Source organism: Nonomuraea monospora (assembly GCF_039531895.1).
In the GTDB taxonomy this organism is placed as follows: Bacteria; Actinomycetota; Actinomycetes; order Streptosporangiales; family Streptosporangiaceae; genus Nonomuraea; species Nonomuraea monospora.
Genome location: NZ_BAAAQX010000001.1, coordinates 497774 through 519913 on the forward strand (window position 1 = coordinate 497774; position 22140 = coordinate 519913).

The following is a 22140-nucleotide window of genomic DNA, read 5'->3' on the forward strand; positions in this document are numbered from 1 at the left end:
GTGGAGTGCTGCCAGTCGAGGACGCGCCCGGCTACCGGGTACTCGATCAGGCGGGCCAGGGCGGGTTCGCCGTCGTGTACCGCGCCTACCAGGAACGCCTCGACCGCGTCGTGGCGCTCAAGGTCCTGTCCGTGGACCGGGTGGACCAGCGCACGATGCGCAGGTTCCAGCGCGAACTCCAGCTCACCGGCCGCCTCACCGGCCACCCCAACGTCGTGACCGTCTTCGACACCGGCGTGACCCGCTCCGGCAAGCCGTACATCGCGATGGACTTCTTCGAGAACGGCTCCCTGCGCGACAAGATCCGCAAGGAGGGGCCGCTCCCGCTGCCCGACCTGCTGCGGGCGGGCGTCAAGCTCGCCGGCGCGCTCGCCGCCGTCCACGACGCCGGCGTCCTGCACGGCGACATCAAACCGCAGAACATCCTCATCTCCCGGTACGGCGAGCCCGCGATCGCCGACTTCGGCGTGGCCCGGGTCGTCGACTCCGCCGAGATCTCGGCCACCTCCCAGGCGTTCACCCCGCTGCACGCCGCCCCCGAGGTCCTCACCGGCCAGCCCCACTCGGCCTCGACCGACATCTACTCGCTCGGCTCGACCCTCTACCATCTGCTGGCCGGGCAGCCCGCCTTCCACAACCCGTCCGACCCGTCGATCGCGCCGCTGATGTACCGGGTGCTCAGCCTGGAGCCGCCGCCGATCAACCGGCCCGACGTGCCGGGGGCGGTGTTCGAGACGATCATGCGGGCGATGTCCAAGCAGCCGGAGACGCGGTACGGGTCGGCGCGCGAGCTCGCCCGGCACCTCCAGGGCCTGCAGGCGCAGCTCGGCCTGCCGGTCACGGACCTGGTCGGCCAGGACGCCGCCCCAGCGCCGGCCCCGCCCGCGCACACCCCGTTCCCGAGCACCGGCCACCACCTGCCCCCGGCCGCCGGCCACCTCCCTGGACCCCAGCCCTCTCCCGCCACGGGTCAGCCCTTCCCCGGCACCCACGTACCCGCCCCGCCCACCCCCACCATCCCCCCGGCCCCCGGCCCTTCCCGCACCGGCAAGCTCATCCTGATCGGCGGCGCCACCGCGGCCGTGGTGCTCGCGGGCACGGCCGCAGCCGTCTACCTCTCGATGCGACCTTCCACCCAGACCACCGCCCAGCCGCAGACCACCACCACGCAACAGCAGCCCATCGGCAAGGAGCAGGTGGCAGCCCTCGCCCCCCGCCAGGTCAAGGTGACCGCCGACCAGGGCGCCTTGGTGGAGCTGCGCTGGTCACTCCCGGCGGGCGCCCGCGACTACCCTGTGGTCGTCCAGCACTCCCCGGTCAAGAAGGGCGAACAGGCCATCACCCCCCTGTCCCAGGGCACCACCTCGACCCGCGTCACCGGCCTGGACCCCGGCACCGGCTACTGCTTCCTGGTAGGAGTCCCGCTGCGCATCTCGGAGAGCTCCACGGTCGCCTGGTCGAAACCGGCCTGCATCAGGGGCGCCGTGGCCAGGTCAACCCAGTAGCTTGCGGGCCGCCTGCTCGATCTCCTCCTCCGACAGCAGCACGTGATCGGCCGCCTTGCCGAGAGGGATGAAGCTGTCGGACGAGGTGACCCGCCCGATCTTCCCGGTGAACCCGGCGTCGAGCAGCTCGGCCACGACCCCCTCCGAGACGGCGCCGCTGTGCCGGGTCTCGTCGGCGACGAGCACGTTCCCGGTCAGCTCGGCCGACCGCAGCAGGTCGTCGATCGGCAGGGGCGCCAGCCAGCGCAGGTCGAGGACGCGGCACCCGTACCCCTCCTGGGTGAGCCGCACCGCCGCCCGCAGGCTCATCCGCACCCCGTTGCCGAACGTCACGATCGTCAGGTCGCGCCCGTCGCCGTAGGAGCGCGCCCGCCCGATCGGCACGTGCGTCTCCGCCCAGCGGGCGGGCGGCGCGTACGGCGCCAGCCACCCTCCGTCGCCCGCGTCGAACAGGTCGCGCGTGTGGTAGAGCGCGATCGGCTCCAGGAACACGCAGACGGACCCCGAGGTCCGCGCCGCCGCCAGGCAGGTGCGCAGCATCGACGAGGCGTCGTCGGGACGCGCGGGCGAGGCGATGACCAGCCCGGGGATGTCGCGCAGCGCCGCCACCGCGTTGTCGTTGTGGAAGTGCCCGCCGAACCCCTTCTGGTAGGCGTAGGCGGCCACCCGCACCACCATCGGGTTGGTGTACGCGCCGCGCGAGAAGTACGACAGCGTGGCCGCCTCCCCGCGGATCTGGTCGAGCGCGTTGTGCAGGTAGGCCAGGTACTGGATCTCGGGCACCGGCAGCAGCTTCGACACGCCCGCCCCGAGCGCCAGCCCCAGGACGGCCTGCTCGTCGAGCAGCGTGTCGAACACCCGCCCCGCCCCGAACCGCTTCTGCAGCCCGCGCGTCACGCCGTACACGCCGCCCTTCTTGGCGACGTCCTCGCCGAACACCGTCATCTCCGGGTAGACGGCCAGCGCGTCGGCGAGCGTGCGGTTGATGGCCTGGGACAGCGTCATCGGCTTGTCGTCCTCGGGCAGCGCCCCGGCGAACGCCTTCTCCCTGACCGCCGCCGTGGCCGCCATCGGGCTGATCTTGGCGATCAGGTCCGGCTTGCGGGGCGCGATCGGCTCCATGATCTCCTTGGCGGAGCTCAGCCGCGGGCTGCGCGCCGCCTCCTCGGCGATCTTCAGGACGTGCTCGCGCGCCGACTCGTACGTCTTGAGCAGCTCACCGGGCGTGATCAGCCCGGCCTCCACCAGCAGGGCCGCCGTGCGCACCAGCGGGTCGCGCTCCAGGTCGGCCCTGATCTCGCGCTGCGTGCGGTACGCCGACTCGACGTCGGACCCGGCGTGCCCCATCAGCCGCACCGTCGACAGGTGCAGGAAGACCGGCGCACGCCGCTCCCGTACGTGCCGGACCGCCTCGACGGCGGCGTCGTACGCGGCGGCCAGGTCGCAGCCGTCGGCGGCGATGTACTCGATGCCGGGCCGCCGCGCGGCCGCCTCCACCCAGCCCTTGGGGGTGCGCACGCTGATGCCGATGCCGTTGTCCTCGCACACGAACAGCAGCGGCAGCGGCTGCCCCTGGAAGGTGGCGTAGGCGGCGGTGTTGAGCCCGGACAGGGCGCTGGCGTGGTTGATCGAGGCGTCGCCGAAGCTGCACACCGCCATCGCGTCGTCCGGCCACGCGCCGGACACGCCCAGCGCGCGGGCCCGCTCGATGGCGAACGCCACGCCGACGGCCCTCGGCAGGTGGCTGGCGATCGTGGAGGTCTGCGGGATGACGGCCAGGTCGGGATGGCCGAACACCTTGTGCCTGCCGCCCGCGATGGGCTCGTCGGCGGCGGCGCTCAGGCCCTTCAGCACGTCGCGGATGCCCTGCTCCGGCACCCGGCCCGCCTGCTCGGACCTGGTCAGGTAGAACGCGCCCGAACGGTAGTGCAGCAGCGCCGGGTCGGTGGGCCGCAGGGCGGCGGCGACGGCCGCGTTCCCCTCGTGACCGGCGGAGCCGATCGTGTAGTAGCCCTCGTCGCGCTCGCGCAGCCAGCGGGCCGCGATGTCGAGCAGCCTGCTGTCGAGCTGGCGCCAGAACAGCGAGCGGCACTGTTCCCCGGTCAGGGACGTGCCCTCGCGGACCGGGGACCCCGGATCTCGCGGGGGGCCCGCCTCGATCGTCGAAACCGTCTCGGTGAAATGAGTCTCAACTGTGTCGCGCGCCACAGCATCGATTATGTCTTTGATCGGCCCTGACGTCTGCCGGACGCCGGTGACATGTTGTGGACCGGTCCTCTTGACCCTGATCGATAACTGTTTGTCAGAAATCACAACTTCATCGGCGGCATGCACGTCTACTTGTAGTGCACACGTGGCACCCTCAATGCCGCGTTGAACCACTGGGGTCTCCAGAAAGGAACCCGCATGTTACAACGCATCCGTGTCGCCGCCCTCGCCTTCGTGCTCGGCATCTCCGGGGCGATCGCCCTGGGCACGCCCGCAGCGTCGGCGGCCCCCACCCCCACCATCACCAAGGTCGAGCTCAGCCCGGCCGCGCCCGTCGTCTTCGACAGCGATGTCAGCGTCACGTTCACCTTCACCACCACGAACGCGACCAAGGCGAGCCTCAAGCTCAACGGTGACACCGTCAACGTCGCGTCCACGCAGGTCACCGGTGGCCTGAAGTGGACGGGCAGCAAGTCCTTCGGCCCGGGCGCCGTCGGCAAGTGGAACTACGCCGCCACCGCCTCGGGCGACGGCGGGGAGGTCACCCAGTCCGGCTCGTTCGAGGTCGTCAGGGCACTCACCACCAAGTTCGGCGACTTCGACGCCAGCCCGGACCTCGTCGACAAGGGCGACACCATCCGGGTCAACGGCCGCCTCCTCGCCGACGGCAAGGGCTACGACGGCCAGAGCGTCTCCATCACCTTCCGCGCGCGAGGAACGGACGACTACCGCCAGGTCGCCAAGGTGACCACCGGCCGCGGCGGCTGGTTCGGCGCCCGCGTCCAGGCCAACGCCACCGGCTGGTGGCGCGCCGAGTTCGCGGCCACCGCCACCGCCAGGGGCTCCGTCAGCGACGCCGACAGGGTGGACGTCAAGCGCGCCAACCTCGCCAGCCGCATCGCCGGCTTCGACGCCTCCCCCGAGCCGGTCGACAAGGGCGACACGCTCTCCTTCTCCGGCGCCCTGCGCGTCGAGGACCGCGGCGGCCTCGCCGGCCAGCGGGTGTCGATCTTCTTCAAGGCGGACGGCTCGGACCGCTGGGAGTACGTCACCAGCGACATCACCGGCCGCCACGGCCGCTTCAGCGCCTCCGCCGCCGCCGTCACCTCCGGCTGGTGGCGCGCCGAGTACCGCGGCACGCGCGGCGTCAACGGCACCGTCAGCCGGGCCGACTGGGTGAAGGTCGACCAGCCCGCCCCGCCTCCTACGGAGGAGAAGGCCGACACGCGGCTGATCAAGTTCAACGCCTACCCTGAGCCGGTCAAGCGCGGCAAGTACCTGAAGTTCAGGGGCCTGCTGCAGATCGATGACGAAGGCTCGTGGGAGGGGTACTCGGGCAAGGTCGCGCTGTTCTTCAAGCCGCTGGGGTCCAAGAAGTGGCAGTTCGTGAAGACGACCTCGTCGGGGGACAGCGGGCGGCTCTACACCAAGGCCAAGGCCTGGAAGTCGGGGCACTGGAAGTTCGTGTTCCGCGGGGACGCGGACACCTATGGTGATCACAGTCGTACGGACTATGTGCGTGTGAAGCGCTGATCGTCCGAGTGACGGAACCAGGCCCGGGGGGCACCTCCCCGGGCCTTGTTCTTTGTGGAGGTTCTTTAGGCGGGTTGGTCGTCGGGGAGTTTGGCGTCGATGCGGACGAGGAGTGCCTCGATCCTGTCGAGCCCCTTCTCCACCTTGTCGATCCGTAGGTCGCGGCGGCTGCTGTCCTTGAGGATCTTCGCTATGCCGTCGCTCGACTCGTAGGTGCTCGTCCTGAGCAGGTCGATCTGGCTGCCGAGCAGCGAGACGCGATGGTCGACCTCATCCAGCCGATCGCCGACCTGCTGCGTCAGCTCGCCTACCTGCTCGCCGAGCTTGTCGATGCGCACAGTAGCCCCTTCGAGGGCTTCGACCCTGGCTTCCAGGTCAAGGTACTTCTCTTGGAGATCCAACATCGGATGCTCTCCTATGCTCGGAGGGAGAAGGGGGCGAGCCGCGCGGCACATCGGGAAAGCTACCCTCCGTACAAGATCGACCGCAGGTGGATACGTAAACGGAACCTAGACCTACTCGGCCTTCCTGAACTGAAGCACGGCCACCCCCAGCAGAACCGCCCCCAACCCCGCCACGATCCCCAGCTCAAGCACCACAGGCACCCGGAAGTCCCCGAACCACCGCACCCCCGGATTCAGCACCGCCTCAGCCACCGCCGGCACGTCCAGGTAGGCGAACACGGCCTGCCGCATCGGATCCACCGCGTACGTCATCGGGTTGACCACCGTGAGCACGTGCAGCCACGAAGGCAGGTTGGCGAGCGGGAACATCGCCCCCGACAGGAACATCATCGGCATGATCGCCATCTGCATGAGCCCGAAGAACGTCTGCATGTTCTTCATCCGGGCGGCCAGCGTCACCCCGAAGGCGGTGATGGTGAACGCCGCCAGGAACATCTCCAGCAGCAGCGTGACGATCAGGCCGGGCGCGTACGGCACCCCCACCAGCCCGGCCATGGCCACGATGACGACGCCCTGCCCAACGGCCACGACGGCGCCGCCGAGGCATTTGCCGACCACGATGGCGCTGCGGGAGACGGGGGCGACGAGCATCTCGCGCAGGAAGCCGAACTCGCGGTCCCACACGATGGACCCGGCCGAGAACATGGCCGTCATGATGACGGTCATGGAGATCATGCCCGGGTACATGAAGGTCCGGTAGTCGACGCCGGGGATGGAGCCGCGGACCAGCGACCCCAGCCCCGTCCCCATGACGAACAGCCAGAGCACGGGCTGGACGAGCATGGACAGCATGCGGGTGCGGTCGTTGACGAACCGCAGCATCTCGCGGTGCAGCACGATCTTGACGGCCCGGAGGTCGTGCCCGGCGCTGCGGGCCGGGACCCGGACGCTGATGGCCTCTGTGGCCATGGCTATCGCCTCGCCATCGCTCTCATCCACGTCGTCATGTTGTCGGCGCCCGCCTCGGCGTCGCGGATCGTGGAGCCGGTGTAGGACATGAACACGTCGTCGAGGGACGGCCGCGAGACGCTGACGGAGGTGATCGGCATGCCGAGCTCGGCGAACAGGCGGGGCACGAACTCCTCGCCGGAGGCGACGGCGAACGTCACCGCGCCCTCGTGCACGGCCGCCTCCAGCCCGAACCGCTCCCGCAGGGCCTTGATGGCGGCGGTGTCGTCGGCGGTCTGGATCTGTACGCGGTCCTTGCCGACGCTGGCCTTGAGCGCCTCGGGGGAGTCGATGACGACGAGCTCGCCGTGGTCGATGATGGCGATCCGGTCGCAGTACTCGGCCTCGTCCATGTAGTGGGTGGTCATGAAGATGGTGATGTCCTCGACCAGGCGGAGCTGGTTGATGTAGCCCCAGATGGCCGAGCGGGTCTGCGGGTCGAGGCCGACGGTGGGCTCGTCCAGGAAGAGCACGCGCGGCGAGTGCAGCAGGCCGCGCGCGATCTCCAGCCGCCGTTTCATGCCGCCGGAGAACGTGTTCACCTTGGCGTCCTTGCGGTCCCACAGCGCGACCATCTCCATGACCTTGCGGATGCGGTCGGCGACCGCGGCCTTGGGTACGCCGTACAGCTCGGCGTGGAAGCGCAGGTTCTGCTCGGCGCTGAGGTAGCCGTCGAGGGTGGGGTCCTGGAAGACGAGGCCGATGTTCCTGCGCACCTCGTCGCGCGCCTTGACGACGTCGTGCCCGGCCACCGTGGCGCTGCCGCCTGTGGGGTTGACCAGGGTGCAGAGCATGCTGATGGTGGTGGTCTTGCCGGCGCCGTTCGGGCCGAGGAATCCGAAGACCTCGCCGGGGCGCACCTCGAAGTCGACGCCCTTGACGGCCTCGACCTTCCCGTACGCCTTCCGTAACCCGCGTACGGTCACCGCCGCGTCCGCGGCCATCTAGTCCTCCGCGAGGATCTGGAAGACGGACTTGCGGGTCTGCTTGATCAGCTTCTTGGCCTCGGCGAGCTGCCGTTCGCCGCCGGTGCGGACCAGGTGGCCGAAGGCCTCGTTGAGCTGGGCCCACAGCAGCCGCAGCTCGTGGTGGTCGTCGGGGACGGTGCGGGCCACCTCGTCCCATGGCGCCTCCCGCGCGTGCCTGGCGGCGTGGGCGCGGCCCTGCTCGGTCAGCCGGTACGTACGGCTCCCGCCCGCCTCGTCCCCGGTGACGAGCCCTTCGTCCTCCAGTTGCTGCAGCGCGGGATAGACCGATCCGGGGCTGGGCCGCCACACGCCGCGGCTGCGTTCCTCGATGCCCTGGATCATCTGGTAGCCGTTCTGCGGCCCCTCGTGGAGGAGGGCCAGCAGGGCCGCTCTGACGTCGCCGCGGCGGATGCGGGGCGTGGCCTGCTCCCAGTGGACGACGTGGTGGGGCAGGGGTGGCGCTCCCGGCGGGAAAGGGCCGGGGAAGGGGGGCGGCGGCGGGGACAGGGGGGCGTCCCAGTAGTCGGGATGGTCGTGCATGATCGCCTCCAACTATCGAGATATTGTGACGATATATCTAGATAGTTGAGCCAACAAGGCGAACGCTGGAAGTTAATAAGCCTTAACGGGCGCAGGCGGCAATGGCCGCGCGGGCCATCGTGTGCAGCATCGGGCGCATGTCCTGCGCGGGCAGCTCGCCCGCGCTGTGCGGGGTCGAGTTCAGCAGGCCGAACACCGCGTGCGTGGCCGCGCGCAGCCGCGCCGCCGGGCAGGCGGGGTGCAGCTCGGCCAGCACCGTCACCCACTCCTCGACGTAGAGCCGCTGCAGCCGCCTGATCTGCCGGCGGGCGGGCTCCGGCACGTTGCCCAGCTCCCTGTCGTGCACGGTGATCAGCGCCGGGTGGTCCGTCGCGAACGTGATCTGCACGTCGAGCAGGGCGTCCAGGGTCTCCTCCGGGCCCGCCGAGCGGGTCACGACGGCGACGGCCGACTCGCGCAGCCGGGAGCTGACGTCGAGCAGCATCTCCGACAGCAGCGCGTCCTTGCCGTCGAAGTGGCGGTACAGGGCCGGGCCCGAGACGCCGACCGCGGCGCCGATGTCCTCGATCGAGACGCCGTGGAAACCGCGCGCCGCGAACAGCCGGGCGGCCGCCTCCAGGATCTCCGCGCGCCTGTTGCGCCGGCTGCGGGTAGGGGTGTCAGAGGCGGTGGTCACGTCTCACATGCTAGACGATGACGTTAATGGTGACTAACATCTGGTGTCATGAGGAGCGACTGGCCGGTGCTGAAGACGGCTGCGGAGCCCGCGAGCGAGGCGTACAAGAGCAACGCCGAGCTCAACGAACGGCTGTCCGCGGAGCTGCTCGAACGCCTCGCGACCGCCGCGCTCGGCGGCCCGGAGCGGTCGCGGCAGCGGCACGTCGAGCGCGGCAAGCTGCTGCCGCGCGACCGCGTCGACGGCCTGCTCGACCCAGGCTCCCGCTTCCTGGAGCTGTCGCCGCTGGCCGCGAACGGCCTCTACGACGACCAGGCCCCCGCCGCCGGCATCATCACCGGCGTCGGCCGCGTCTCCGGGCGTGAATGCGTGATCGTGGCCAACGACGCCACCGTCAAGGGCGGCACGTACTACCCGATCACCGTCAAGAAGCACCTGCGCGCGCAGGAGGTGGCGCTGCACAACCGCCTGCCCTGCGTCTACCTCGTCGACTCCGGTGGAGCGTTCCTGCCCCGCCAGGACGAGGTGTTCCCCGACCGCGAGCACTTCGGGCGCATCTTCTACAACCAGGCCACGATGTCGGCGCGCGGCATCCCGCAGATCGCCGCCGTGCTCGGCTCGTGCACGGCCGGCGGCGCGTACGTGCCCGCGATGAGCGACGAGGCGGTCATCGTCCGCGGCCAGGGCACGATCTTCCTGGGCGGCCCGCCCCTGGTGAAGGCGGCCACCGGCGAGGAGGTCAGCGCCGAGGAGCTGGGCGGCGGCGACCTGCACGCCCGCGTCAGCGGCGTCACCGACCACCTGGCCGAGGACGACGCGCACGCCCTGGCCATCGTCCGCGACATCGTCTCCACGCTGGCCCCGCGCGCCGGACGCCCGTGGGAGACGATCGCGCCCGAGCCGCCCCGTCACGACCCCCGCGACCTGTACGGCCTCGTGCCCGCCGACACCAGGCAGCCGTACGACGTGCGCGAGGTGATCGCCAGGCTCGTCGACGGCTCCCGCTTCCTGGAGTTCAAGGCCGAGTACGGCTCGACGCTCGTCACCGGCTTCGCCCACGTCCACGGCCACCCGGTGGGCGTCGTGGCCAACAACGGCATCCTGTTCAGTGAATCGGCGATGAAGGGCGCGCACTTCATCGAGCTGTGCGACCAGCGCCGCATCCCGCTGCTGTTCCTGCAGAACATCAGCGGCTTCATGGTCGGCAAGGCCTACGAGGCGGGCGGCATCGCCAAGCACGGCGCCAAGATGGTGACGGCGGTGTCGTGCGCCCGCGTGCCGAAGTTCACGGTGGTGATCGGCGGGTCGTTCGGCGCGGGCAACTACGCGATGGCCGGGCGGGCGTACTCGCCCCGGTTCCTGTGGATGTGGCCGAACGCGCGCATCTCCGTCATGGGCGGCGAGCAGGCCGCGAACGTCCTCACCACGGTCGGCGACGCCGACCCCGACGCGATCCGCGCCCAGTACGAGCACCAGGGCAACCCCTACTACTCCACGGCCAGGCTCTGGGACGACGGTGTGATCGACCCGCTCGACACCCGCACGGTCCTCGGCCTGGCGCTGTCCGCGGCGGCCAACGCGCCGCTCGAGCCCGCCGGTTACGGCGTCTTCCGGATGTGACGCATGCTGTTCGACCGTGTTCTGATCGCCAACAGGGGCGAGATCGCCGTACGGATCGCGCGCACCCTGCGCAGGCTCGGCATCACGTCCGTGGCCGTGCACACGCCGTCCGACGCGGACGCCAGGCACGTCCGCGAGGCCGACCTCGCCCTTGAGGTGCCGCGCTACCTGGACGCCGAGGCCATGGCCGGCGCGGCGCTGGCCTCGGGGGCCAAGGCCGTGCACCCCGGTTACGGCTTCCTCGCCGAGAACGCCGCGTTCGCCCGGCTCTGCGCCGAGGCGGGCGTGGTGTTCGTCGGGCCGCCCGCCGGCGCCATCGACGCGATGGGCGACAAGATCCGCGCCAAGGCCACCGTGTCCGCCGCCGGGGTGCCCGTCGTGCCGGGCGCGGCCGAGCCGGGCCTGGAGGGCTGGCGCGACTTCCCCGCCCTGATCAAGCCGTCGGCGGGCGGCGGGGGCAAGGGCATGGTGCTGGTACGGTCGGCGGCCGAGCTGCCCGACGCCCTGGAGTCGGCGCGGCGCACGGCGCGGGCCGCGTTCGGCGACGGGACGCTGCTGATCGAGCGGTACGTCGAGAACCCCCGCCACATCGAGATCCAGGTCCTGGCCGACACCCACGGCAACGTCGTGCACCTGGGCGAGCGCGAGTGCAGCCTCCAGCGCAGGCACCAGAAGATCATCGAGGAGGCGCCGTCGCCGTTCGTCCCGGCCGGGATGCGGGCCCGCATGGGCGCGGCGGCGGTGGAGGCCGCCCGCTCGGTCGGGTACGTGGGGGCGGGCACGGTCGAGTTCATCGTGGACGGCGCCAGCGGGGCCTACCACTTCATGGAGATGAACACCCGGCTGCAGGTCGAGCACCCGGTCACCGAGCTGGTGACGGGGCTGGACCTGGTGGAGCTGCAACTGCGGGTCGCGGCGGGCGAGGCGCTGCCGTTCGGGCAGGAGGACGTGCGGCTCGACGGGCACGCCGTGGAGGCGCGGGTGTACGCCGAGGACCCGGCGCGCGGCTTCCTGCCGACGGGCGGCCGGGTGCTGGCGCTGCGGGAGCCCGCCCGTGACGGCGTGCGGGTGGACTCCGGGCTGGTGGAGGGCGGCGTCGTCGGCAGCGAGTTCGACCCCATGCTGTCCAAGGTGATCGCCTGGGCGCCCGACCGGCGGACGGCGCTCGCGACGCTGGACAGGGCGCTGGCGGAGACGGCCGTCCTCGGCGTCGTGACCAACATCCCGTTCCTGCGCGCCCTGGCCGCCCACCCGTCCGTCGTGGCGGGCGAGCTGGACACCGGCCTGGTCGAACGCGCCTCGCCCGGCCTGGTGCCGGACGAGACGCCACCCGCGGAGGTCCTGGCCGCGGCGGCGCTCGTCTTCCACGCCAGGCCGCGGGGCGCCGACCCGTGGGAGGTCACCGACGGGTGGCGGATCGGGGAGCGGGCCTGGACGACGTGGCGGCTGGAGTCCAGGGACGGCGTGCACCCGATCCAGGTCCGCGGCCTGCCGGAGGAGTCCGCCGACGTCCTGATCGACGGCGCGGCGGTGCCCGCGCGCATCAGGCCGGGCGCCGACCTGGCCGTCACGCTCGGCGGGCGCACCGCCCGCTACCTGTGCGTACGCGACGGCGACACCCTCTGGCTCGGACGGGACGGCGCGTCCTGGACGTTCACCCGCCACCTCATCGGCGACCCGGGCGACCGCGCCGGAGCGGCCACGGCGGCCGACGGCGTGGTCAGAAGCCCCATGCCAGGCACCGTCCTGGTGGTCAAGGCGCAGCAGGGCGAACGGGTGAGCCAGGGCCAGCCGCTGCTCATCGTGGAGGCCATGAAGATGGAGCACACGGTCACGGCCCCGCACGACGGCGTCGTCTCCGAGCTGCCCGTGCGGGCCGGCCAGCCGGTCGACATGGACGCCGTCCTGGCCGTCGTAACGAGCGAGGAGGCGTGATGCCGTACCCGATGGAAGGTCTTCCGCACCAGGTCACGATCTACGAGGTCGGCCCGCGCGACGGCCTGCAGAACGAGTCCGCGGTCATCCCCGTCGAGGTGAAGGCCGCGTTCATCGAACGGCTCGCCGACGCGGGGCACAAGGTGATCGAGGCGACCAGCTTCGTGCACCCGAAGTGGGTGCCGCAGCTCGCCGACGCCGACCAGCTCCTGACCAGGCTGCACAGGAAGCCAGGCGTGCGCTACCCCGTGCTCGTGCCGAACCTGCGCGGCCTCGACCGCGCCCTCGGCCTGGGCGTGGACGAGATCGCCATCTTCGCCAGCGCCACCGAGACGTTCGCCGCCAAGAACCTGAACCGCAGCCTGGAGAGCCAGTTCGAGATGTTCGAGCCGGTCGTGGCCAGGGCGCTGGACAACGGGGTCAAGGTGCGCGCGTACGTGTCCATGTGCTTCGGCGACCCCTGGGAGGGGCCCACGCCGATCGGGCAGGTCGTCCAGGTCGGCGAGCGGCTGCTCGGGCTGGGCTGCTACGAGCTGTCGCTCGGCGACACCATCGGCGTCGGCACCCCCGGCCACGTCACCGCGCTGATCGAGGCCTTCCGCACGCCGGAGCGGCTGGCCGTGCACTTCCACGACACCTACGGACAGGCGCTGTCCAACACCCTGGCAGCGCTGAGATCGGGCGTCACCACCATCGACGCCTCCACGGGCGGCATCGGCGGCTGCCCGTACGCCGACTCCGCCACCGGCAACCTGGCCACCGAGGACCTGGTCTGGATGCTGCGCGGGCTCGGCATCGAGACCGGCCTCGACCTGGGCAAGCTCGTGTCCACCAGCGCCTGGCTGGCGGAGCTGCTCGGCAGGCCCAGCCCGTCCCGCGTCGTACAGGCGCTTTCGAAAGGCTGAGACATGCTCAACGACGAGTACGAAGAGCTGCGCAAGACGGTCGAGGCGTTCGCCCGCGACGTGGTCGCCCCGGTGATCGGCGACTTCTACGAGCGGGAGGAGTTCCCGTACGACGTCGTGCGGCAGATGGGCGGCATGGGGCTGTTCGGCCTGCCGTTCCCCGAGGAGTACGGCGGGATGGGCGGCGACTACTTCGCCCTCTGCCTGGCCCTGGAGGAGCTGGCCAGGGTCGACTCCAGCGTGGCGGTCACCCTGGAGGCGGCGGTGTCGCTGGGCGCGATGCCGATCTTCCGTTTCGGCACCGAGGAGCAGCGCAGGCACTGGCTGCCCGGCCTGGCGGCGGGGGAGCGGCTGGGCGCGTTCGGGCTCACGGAGCCGGGCGGCGGCTCCGACGTGCCGGGCGGGATGCGCACCACGGCCGTGCTGGACGGCCACGAATGGGTGCTCAACGGGACCAAGGCGTTCATCACGAACTCCGGCACGGACATCACCGGCGTCGTCGGCGTGGCCGCCCTCACCGGCGAGCGGGAGATCTCCACCATCCTGGTGCCGAGCGGCACGCCCGGGTTCGCCGTGTCGAAGAAGTACTCCAAGGTCGGCTGGAACGCCTCCGACACCCGGGAGCTGTCGTTCACCGACTGCCGCGTCCCCGCCGCGAACCTGCTGGGCGAGCGCGGCCGAGGCTACGCCCAGTTCCTGCAGACCCTCGACGAGGGACGGATCGCGATCGGCGCGATCGGCGTCGGGCTCGCGCAGGGCTGCGTGGACGAGTGCCTGCGCTACGTCAGGGACCGCAAGGCGTTCGGCCACCCCATCGGCCACTACCAGGCCATCCAGTTCAAGATCGCCGACATGGAGGCCCGCGCCCACACCGCCCGCCTGGCCTACTACCACGCGGCCGAGAAGATGCTGGCCGGGGTGCCGTTCAAGAAGGAAGCGGCGATCGCCAAGCTGGTCTCCTCGAACGCGGCCATGGACAACTCCAGGGACGCGACGCAGATCTTCGGCGGCTACGGGTTCATGAACGAGTTCCCCGTCGGCCGTTTCTACCGCGACGCCAAGATCCTGGAGATCGGCGAGGGCACCAGCGAGGTGCAGCGGATGCTCATCGCCAGGCAACTCGGGCTGGGCGACCTGTGAACAGGTGTTTGCGTGATGCGCACACGACGATCTAGGGTCGTTGGTCATGACGGCTGACGATCTTCTCATCAGGAGGGCGGAGAAGTCGGACGCGGACGAGGTGTTCGCGCTGGCCCGCGAGTTCGGCCTGACCTTCAGGCCCGAGCGCGACGCCTTCGACGCCGCGCTGCCCGCGCTGCTGGCCAACGACGACGCCCTGCTGCTCACCGCCGTCGTGAACGGGCGGGTCCACGGGTACCTGCTCGGGTTCGTGCACCTGACGCTCTTCGCCAACGGGCCCGTCGCCTGGGTCGAGGAGGCCATGGTCGGGTCCGGGTCGCGGCGGCAGGGGATCGGGCGGGCGCTGCTGGAGGAGTTCGAGCGGTGGGCCCGGTCGCGCGAGGCGGGGTACGTGGCGATGGCGACGCGGCGGGCGCCGGAGTTCTACCACGCGCTGGGGTACGAGGCTTCTGCCACGTTCTTCCGCAAGGTCCTGCGCTGAGCGTGTAGTTCTGTGTGGTTCTGCGCTGTGGTTCTGCGCTGAGCGCGAAGGGGCGGCCTCGGGAACGTTTCTGTCGTGCACGGATGGCATCCTTAGGGCGTGAGTATCCACGCCGTGAGCCCCCTGTTCGTCGGGCGTGCCCGCGAGCTAGCCGCTCTCGGTGACGCCCTGGTCAGATCGCGCGCCGGGGCGTCGTCCACCGTGCTGGTGGGCGGCGAGGCCGGGGTCGGCAAGACCCGGCTGATCAAAGAGTTCGTCGAGCACCGGGCCGACGGCGCGCTGGTGCTCGTCGGCGGCTGCCTGGAGCTGGGCACGGAGGGCCTGCCGTTCGCGCCGTTCACCGCCGTGCTGCGCGGGCTGGTGCGCGAGCTGGGCCGCGACGCGGTGGCCGCGCTCGTGCCCGGCGGCAACGCGCGCGGGCTGGCGCGGCTGCTGCCCGAGTTCGGCGAGCCGGGCAAGGACGGGCCCGAGGCCAGGGCGCGGCTGTTCGAGCAGGTGCTCGGGCTGCTGGAGCGGCTGGCCGAGGAACGCCCCGTGGTGCTGATCGTGGAGGACGCGCACTGGGCCGACCGCTCCACCCGCGACCTGCTGACGTTCCTCGTGCGCTATCAGCGTACGGCGGCCCGCCTGCTCCTCGTGGTCACCTACCGCACCGACGAATTGCACCGCAACCACCCGCTGCGGCCGCTGCTCGCCGAGCTGGGCCGGGTCGAGTGGGTGACCAGGTCCGAGCTGCGCCGGCTCACCCGCAAGGAGGCCGTCGCCCTGGCGGCCGGGATCCTGGAGCGCGAGCCGTCCACCGTCGACATGGACCTGATCTACGCGCGCAGCGAGGGCAACCCGCTGTTCGTCGAGGCGCTGCTCAACGAGTGCGGCGGCGGCGAGGCGCTGCCCGAGTCGCTGCGCGACCTGCTGCTGGCCAGCGTCGAGCGGCTGCCGGAGGAGACGCAGGAGCTGCTGCGGGTCGCCAGCGCCGGCGGCCAGCGCATCGAGCACGCCCTGCTCAGCGCCGTCGCCGGGCTCGACGAGAACGCGCTGTCACGCGCGCTGCGGCCCGCCGTCGCCGGCAACGTGCTCGTCGTCGACGGCGAGGGCTACAGCTTCCGCCACGCGCTCATCCGCGAGGCGCTCCACGACGACCTGCTGCCCGGCGAGCACGTCCGCCTGCACACCCGCTACGCCGAGGCGCTGGAGCGCGACCTGTCGATCCTGCCCGCCCCGCGCGGCGCGATCGAGCTGGCCCACCACTGGCACTCCGCCCACGACTCCACCTGGGCGCTCATCAGCGCCTGGCGCGCCGCCGCCGCCGCCCGCAAGTCCACCGCCTACGACGAGCAGCTCCGCATGCTCTCCCGCGTGCTGGAGCTGTGGGACCAGGTGCCCGACGCGGCCGAACGCATCGGCGGCGACCGCATCGACGTGCTCAGGCAGACCGCCACCGTCGCTCACCTGTCCGGCGAGTACGAGCGGAGCATCGCCATGGCGACCGCCGCGCTCGAAGAGCTCGACCACTGCGTCGAGCCGATCAGGGCCGCCATGCTGCTGCGCCAGCGCGGCCTCACCCGCTACGACCTGAGCCGCCCCGGCCACGTCGAAGACCTGCGCCAGGCCGCCGCCCTCGTCCCCGCCGACCAGCTCAAGCTGCGCGGCCAGGTGCTGGAGAGCCTGTCGCGCATGCTGCACCTGCAGAAGGACCGGCCGGAGCGGCAGGCCACCGCCCGGCTCGCGATGGAGATCGGCCACGAGGTGGGCGACACCAACGTCGAGGCCCACGCGCTGATCAGCCTCACCTGGGGGCATTCCTGCTACGCCGACATGGACGCCCAGCTCACCGCGTTCGCGGAGGCCCGCCGCATCGCCCGGCGCGGCGAGGCGTACAACGCGCTGATGCGGTGCGCCATCTCCGAGTCCGACGCGCTGGAAGGCGCCGGCCTGCACGAGCGGGCCGCCCAGGTCGCCCGCGAGGGCGTCGAGGAGGCCCGCCAGTACGGCCTGGCCCGCACGTCGGGCACCTTCCTGTCGATCAACCTGGCCGAGCCGCTGGTGTCGCTCGGGCGCTGGGACGAGGCGCTCGAAGTCGTCGAGCACGCGCTGGAGCTCGCCCCGCCCGCCCCCTACCGCGCCAGCCTCCAGGGCTTCGCCGCCGACATCGCGCTGGCCCGCGGGCAGTACGACCGGGCGGAGAAGCTGCTGGACGCCTCGCGCAGCGTGCTGTCGCGGGGCAGCTACCGGGATCAGACCACCCTGCCGCATCTGTGCAGGGAGATCCGGCTGCTGCAGGCCCGGGGGCAGCTCGACCAGGCGGTGGAGGCGGCGGTGCGGGCGCTGGAGGAGCGCGATCTGGTGAGCAGCCCGCGGTACTCGTGGCCGGTGCTGGTGGCTGTGGCGCAGCTCGTGTGGGCGGTGGTGCCGACGGCCCGCCTCATGGGGGCCGCCGTGGGCTCCGGCGGGGCGGGCGTCGCGTCGGGCTCCGGCGGGGCGGGCGTCGTGTCGGGTTCCGGCGGGGCGGGTGTCGCGTCAGGCTCCGGCGGGGCGGGCTCCGGTGAAGGGGCCTCTTCGGTGGGCTCTGGTGCGGCGGGCGCCCCTCCGGGCTCCAGCGAGGCGGATATCCATTCGCGCTCCGGCGGGGCGGGCTTCCCGGTGGAGGTCGCGTCGCTCGGCCCTGTCGCGCGGCTCGCGCTGTCGCTGGTGCCGCGGCTCCGGGCGCTCGGCGGGACGCTGCTGGTCGAGGGCGATCTGCAGCAGGCGCACCAGCTCACATTCGACGCCCTGACCGGGCCGGAGACGCCGCTGGAGAACGCCGCAGAGGTGATCGCCTGGCGGCTCAAGGCGTGGGACCTGGCGGTGGGTGCGTGGGAGGCGCTGCGGGAGCCGTACGCCGAGGCGCTCTGTCTCGTGGCGGCGGCGCAGGCGGCGCTCGCGGCGGGCGACCGGCAGGGGGCGGCGGCCCGGCTGACCCGCTCCCGCGACCTGGCACGCGAGCTGGGGGCGACGCCGCTGCTGGAACAGCTCGACGTGTTCGGACGGCGAGCCAGGATCGGCGGCGTCGGCGGCGGCCCCGGTGGCGGCCCCGGCGGGGAGGAGGCTGGCGGCGGGCAGCCGCTCGGGCTCACGGCTCGCGAGCTGGAGGTGCTGCGGGAGGTGACGAACGGGCGCAGCAACCGGGAGATCGCCGAGGTGCTGGTCATCTCGATCAAGACGGTGAGTGTGCACGTGTCCAACATCCTGGCCAAGCTGGGAGTGGCCACCCGCGGCGAGGCCGCAGCCACGGCCCACCGCCTGCGCCTGTTCGACTGAGGCGGGTCGCCCCCGCTGATTCTGAGGGCCATGCGCCCGCATGGTTGCGGAGAGTATAGAGAAAGTTACAGAAAGTTATTGTGCTGGTGTGTCGAGGCGGGTCAAGCTGGACTTATGTCTCGATCCACAATGGCGGCCGAGGTTCCGGGGCGATCCGCACGCTGGCCCGGCTGGGATGAGGGGTTTCCCGCCAGGGTTCGCCGGGTGATGGCCGAGAGCGGCGCCCGCCCGCCCACGGACGGGGTTCCCGCCGCGTCCCCGCTGTGCGTCAGATCCGGCAGGCGAGAGCCCTTGGAGCGGCTGGTGGCCGCCTACCACCGGCTCATCGAGACGGTCGTGGCCGTCTACCCCCAGGACGAGCGGCTGCGCGAGGTGCTGGCCTGGCCGGCGGCGCTGCGGCCGGAGGAGTTCGCCGGGGAGGCTATCGCGGCCGGGCGCGTGCACGTGATGCGGCTGGACACCATGCCACAGCCGGACGGCGGGCTGAAGGTGCTGGAGACCAACGCCAACTGCCCGGGCGGCATGGGGGTGGGCGGCCTGGCCGCGCGGTGGCGCCCGCTGCTGACCACGGGCGGTCTGCGGCTGCCGCCGCCGTTGCCGGGAGAGGCCCCGCACTGGGTCGGCCGCTGGCTCGTGGAGGCGGCCGAGCAGGAGACCGGGCGGCGTCCGGACGTCGTGGCGTTGCTGCGTCCCGAGGGCGGGCACCGCACCGAGTTCAGCCGCTACCTCGCCGCGCTGGCCGGGCTGGGGGTGCGCGTGGTCGAGGCGGATCCTCGCGAGGTGCGGCTGGCCGGCGACCGGGTGCTCGTCCGGGGCGAAGCGGTGCGGTGCGCGTACGCCAAGATCGGGATGCGGGACTTCGCACGGCTGCGGCCAGAGCTGGAGCCCTACGTGCGGGCGGTCCGCTCCGGCGCGCTGTTCGTGCAGAACGGCCTGCACGGGCGTCTCATCGGCGACAACAAGCTGTGCCTGGCCGTGCTGTCCGACCCGCGCTACGCCGACCTGTTCGACCCGGCCGATCTCGCGCTGGTGCGCGGCAGCATCCCCTGGTCGCGAAACCTCGCCGCCTGCGACGCCGCCACGGTGCGCCTGATCCGTGCCCGGCCCGGTGACTACGTGCTCAAACGCCCGCTGGACACGCGCGGCCGCGGCGTGGTCGTGGGCCTGGAGTCGCGCGACTGGGCGACCGCGGTAGACGCGGGGCTGGCCGGACGCTGGCTGGTGCAGAGCTACTGCCCCGCGCCCGTCATGCGGTCTCCGGACGGTGCCCTGCTGCGTCACGACCTCGTGCTCGCGGCCGTCAACGGCCGCCTGGCGGTGGCGGCGTCGCGCGCGGCCGGCGGTGAACGGCTCAACATCGCCCGTGGCGGCCTGGCCCATCCGGTGTACCTGTGAACGGGCTGAGTGAGGTGTTCGCGGCGGTGCGCCCGCGCCCGGAGGTCGCCGCGCGGTACCGGGCGCAGGGCTGGTGGCGCGACCGTACCCCGCTGGACGATCTGCGGGACGCGGCGGCCACCGTTCCCGGCAGGGTCGCGCTGATCAACTGGCGGCACGCGGAGCGGCGGGTCTGCCGCCTCACCTTCGCCGAGCTGGCCGGACACGTCGAGCGGCACGCCGCCGGGCTGAGCCGCCTGGGCATCGCCCGGGGCGACGTGGTCGCCGTCCAGCTCCCCAGCTGGTGGGAGCTGGCGGTGCTCGCCCTGGCCTGCGCCCACCGGGGCGCGGTCTTCATGCCCATGCACGTGGACACCGGCGCGCGGGAGGCCGAACGCATGCTGGCCGCCACGGCGGCGGGCGTCCTGGTCACCGTGGACCGGTGGGGGAACAGCGAGCCGGCGCGGGCGCTGGCCGATCGGGCCGGGCGGCTGCCCGCGCTGCGCCATCTCGTGGTGATCGGCGACGACCTGCCGGCCGGAGCGCTCGACTACGGCGCCTGCCTGCGCGACGCGCCGGGAACCTGCGAGCCCACGCCCCTGGGGCCCGACGAGGTGGCGTTGCTGCACGCCAGCTCCGGCACCACCGGCCACCCCACGTGGGCGCTGCACAGCTTCAACACCACGCACGCCGCCCTGGCTCGCGGACAGCGCGCCGGTGAGGCGAGCACCGCGCCGGCGGCGTCCGCACGCGCGGTGCTCGCCTCACCGGCCTACGCCCGCGGTTACCGGCAGGTGATCGCCGCGACGGTGCTGTCGCGCGGGCCCGCCGTGTTCGCCGACTGCCATGACCCGCGCGCTGTGCTCGACCTCATCGCCACCTACGAGGTCGCCCGGCTGCCCAGCACCCCCATCGGCCTGGAACGGCTGGCCCAGGCCCAGCTCGCCGAGCCGCGTCCGCTGACCGGCCTGCGGCTCGCGATCAGCTTCGGCTCCTCGCTGTACGCCCACCAGGCCCGGCTGATCCGCCAGGCGTTCGGCGTCCCGCTGCTCAACGCGTGGGGCAGCACCGAGGCCAGCGCCTGCACGAGCACCACGCAGGGCGACCCGCCCGACTGGGCCGAGCACAGCATCGGACGCCCACGCCCCGGCGTGGAGCTCCGCCTGGAGCCGCCGGGTCAGGCTGGGACGGGGCAATCCGGGATGCGCGAGGACGGGATGCGCGAGGACGGGATGCGCGAGGACGGGATGCGCGAGGACGGGATGCGCGAGGACGGGGCGGGAGAGGACGGGGTCGGTGAGATCGCGGTGCGCAGCGCCTCGGTGTGCCTGGGCACCGTCGATCGCGACGGCTCCGGCCTGGCCTGGCGGCCGGACGACACCGGCGGCTGGTACCACAGCGGCGACCTGGCCCGCGACGACGGCCGCGGCGGGTTGCGCCACGTGGGCCGGGTGGCCGAGCGCATCTCGTGCCAGAACCGCCTCGTGCCGGTGTTCAGCGTGGAGGAGGCCCTGCACGCCCATCCGGACATCAGGGAGGTGGCCGTCGTCGGGTACCACGATCCGCGGGCCGGCCAGCGGGCGGCGGCCGTCATCGTGCCGGCGCCAGGGGCCGGGCCGCCCGAAGTGGCGGAGCTGCGGCGCTTCCTGACCGACTGCGGAATGACGTCCTGGTACCACCCCACCCGGGTGCGTGCCGTGCCGGCCCTCCCGCGCACCGCCATGGGCAAGGTCCGCAAGGACCTGCTCAGGCGGCAGCTCGAAGACGCCGGTGACATGGGAACGGAGACGACATGATCGAGGTCATCGGAGCCGGGTTCGGGCGGACGGGCAGTTATTCGCTGCGGGTCGCGCTGCAGCGCCTCGGCTACGACCCCTGCCACCACATGGCGTCCCTGGCCGAGGACCCGGAGATGGTGACCGGCTGGGAGACGGCCGTCCACGGTGGGCAGGTGCGCTGGGAGCGGTTCCTGGCCTCCTACCGCGCCGCGGTCGACTGGCCCGCCTGCGCCTTCTGGCGCGAGCTGATCGCCGCCTTTCCACAAGCCAAGGTCGTGCTCACGGTACGCGACCCGGCCCGCTGGTACGCCAGCGCCCACCAGACCATCTACCGCTACATGGCCCCCCGGCGCGGCCCGGCCGGGCTGGTGATGCGGCTGGAGAACTCGCTCCATCCGCCACTGGGGCGGCGCAGGGCGGTCTGCCGCCGGTTGATCTGGGAGGACACCTTCGGCGGCAGGTTCCTCGACCGTGCCCATGCCATGGAGGTGTTCGAGCGGCACAACGCCGAGGTCGTGGCGGGCGTGCCGGCCGATCGGCTGCTCGTCTTCGACGTGCGTCAGGGGTGGGAGCCGTTGTGCGGCTTCCTCGGCGTGGCGGTGCCGTCCGAGCCCTTCCCTCATCTGAACGAGGCCGCGGCGTTCCGGCGGATGGCGGCCGAGCGGCGGTGGCGGACGCTGCTGCGGCGCAGGACGCGGATCACCCAGGATACGGCGATCAGGTGAGCGGCCCGCGACGCACGTGCCACGGCCCGCGGCAGGGGCTGCC

The 22140-nt window shown here is 72.2% G+C and carries 17 protein-coding genes; 11 read left to right on the forward strand and 6 right to left on the reverse strand.

Going from position 1 to position 22140, the window contains the following annotated elements:
- The first annotated feature begins 5 nt into the window (after window positions 1-5).
- Window positions 6-1505, forward strand: a complete 1500-nt coding sequence (locus tag ABD331_RS02300) for a serine/threonine-protein kinase (protein ID WP_344470491.1) — start codon at window positions 6-8, stop codon at window positions 1503-1505.
- On the opposite strand, the gene ABD331_RS02305 is transcribed toward ABD331_RS02300, so the two are convergent.
- Entirely contained in the window at window positions 1494-3713 is a 2220-nt protein-coding gene (locus tag ABD331_RS02305; RefSeq protein WP_344470492.1) for a thiamine pyrophosphate-dependent enzyme, read from the reverse strand. The two genes, ABD331_RS02300 and ABD331_RS02305, sit on opposite strands and share 12 nt — an antisense overlap.
- A 198-nt stretch (window positions 3714-3911) precedes the next feature.
- On the opposite strand from ABD331_RS02305, the gene ABD331_RS02310 reads away from it, so the two are divergent.
- Window positions 3912-5246, forward strand: coding sequence for a hypothetical protein (locus ABD331_RS02310; RefSeq protein WP_344470493.1), 1335 nt, complete (start codon window positions 3912-3914; stop codon window positions 5244-5246).
- A 65-nt stretch (window positions 5247-5311) separates the two neighbouring features.
- On the opposite strand, the gene ABD331_RS02315 is transcribed toward ABD331_RS02310, so the two are convergent.
- The 5 genes from ABD331_RS02315 to ABD331_RS02335 all read right to left on the reverse strand — a co-directional run bounded on the left by ABD331_RS02315 (window position 5312) and on the right by ABD331_RS02335 (window position 8842).
- Entirely contained in the window at window positions 5312-5650 is a 339-nt protein-coding gene (locus tag ABD331_RS02315; protein WP_344470494.1) for a hypothetical protein, read from the reverse strand.
- Between the two features lie 111 nt (window positions 5651-5761).
- Window positions 5762-6649 carry an ABC transporter permease gene (locus tag ABD331_RS02320; protein WP_344470495.1) on the reverse strand — a complete coding sequence of 296 codons (888 nt, stop codon included), beginning with the start codon at window positions 6647-6649 and terminating at the stop codon, window positions 5762-5764.
- Window positions 6622-7602: an ATP-binding cassette domain-containing protein gene (locus ABD331_RS02325; RefSeq protein WP_344470496.1), complete on the reverse strand. Its 981-nt coding sequence runs from the start codon at window positions 7600-7602 to the stop codon at window positions 6622-6624. Before ABD331_RS02325 ends, ABD331_RS02320 begins: the two co-directional genes overlap by 28 nt.
- A complete protein-coding gene (locus tag ABD331_RS02330; RefSeq protein ID WP_344470497.1) occupies window positions 7603-8166 on the reverse strand; it encodes a PadR family transcriptional regulator in 564 nt (187 codons plus the stop codon).
- An 82-nt stretch (window positions 8167-8248) separates the two neighbouring features.
- Complete coding sequence (locus tag ABD331_RS02335; RefSeq protein WP_344470498.1) at window positions 8249-8842, reverse strand: SACE_7040 family transcriptional regulator; 594 nt, start codon at window positions 8840-8842, stop codon at window positions 8249-8251.
- A 66-nt stretch (window positions 8843-8908) separates the two neighbouring features.
- Between ABD331_RS02335 and ABD331_RS02340 the strand changes: the two genes are divergently transcribed.
- The 9 genes from ABD331_RS02340 to ABD331_RS02380 all read left to right on the forward strand — a co-directional run bounded on the left by ABD331_RS02340 (window position 8909) and on the right by ABD331_RS02380 (window position 22097).
- Window positions 8909-10462, forward strand: coding sequence for a carboxyl transferase domain-containing protein (locus ABD331_RS02340; RefSeq protein WP_425565930.1), 1554 nt, complete (start codon window positions 8909-8911; stop codon window positions 10460-10462).
- Between the two features lie 3 nt (window positions 10463-10465).
- Window positions 10466-12397 (forward strand): acetyl/propionyl/methylcrotonyl-CoA carboxylase subunit alpha, encoded by a 1932-nt coding sequence (locus ABD331_RS02345; protein ID WP_344470500.1) that lies wholly within the window; start codon window positions 10466-10468, stop codon window positions 12395-12397.
- Complete coding sequence (locus ABD331_RS02350) at window positions 12397-13302, forward strand: hydroxymethylglutaryl-CoA lyase (RefSeq protein ID WP_344470502.1); 906 nt, start codon at window positions 12397-12399, stop codon at window positions 13300-13302. Before ABD331_RS02345 ends, ABD331_RS02350 begins: the two co-directional genes overlap by 1 nt.
- Before the next feature lie 3 nt (window positions 13303-13305).
- Window positions 13306-14442, forward strand: a complete 1137-nt coding sequence (locus ABD331_RS02355; protein ID WP_344470503.1) for an acyl-CoA dehydrogenase family protein — start codon at window positions 13306-13308, stop codon at window positions 14440-14442.
- Between the two features lie 46 nt (window positions 14443-14488).
- Window positions 14489-14923 (forward strand): GNAT family N-acetyltransferase, encoded by a 435-nt coding sequence (locus tag ABD331_RS02360; RefSeq protein WP_148433995.1) that lies wholly within the window; start codon window positions 14489-14491, stop codon window positions 14921-14923.
- A gap of 99 nt (window positions 14924-15022) precedes the next feature.
- A complete protein-coding gene (locus tag ABD331_RS02365; protein WP_344470504.1) occupies window positions 15023-18220 on the forward strand; it encodes a helix-turn-helix transcriptional regulator in 3198 nt (1065 codons plus the stop codon).
- Window positions 18221-18424: 204 nt separating this feature from the next.
- Window positions 18425-19615, forward strand: a complete 1191-nt coding sequence (locus ABD331_RS02370; RefSeq protein WP_344470505.1) for a hypothetical protein — start codon at window positions 18425-18427, stop codon at window positions 19613-19615.
- Complete coding sequence (locus ABD331_RS02375) at window positions 19612-21390, forward strand: AMP-binding protein (RefSeq protein WP_344470506.1); 1779 nt, start codon at window positions 19612-19614, stop codon at window positions 21388-21390. Before ABD331_RS02370 ends, ABD331_RS02375 begins: the two co-directional genes overlap by 4 nt.
- Window positions 21387-22097, forward strand: coding sequence for a sulfotransferase family protein (locus ABD331_RS02380; RefSeq protein WP_344470507.1), 711 nt, complete (start codon window positions 21387-21389; stop codon window positions 22095-22097). The genes ABD331_RS02375 and ABD331_RS02380 overlap by 4 nt, the downstream gene beginning before the upstream one ends.
- Window positions 22098-22140 lie beyond the last annotated feature (43 nt).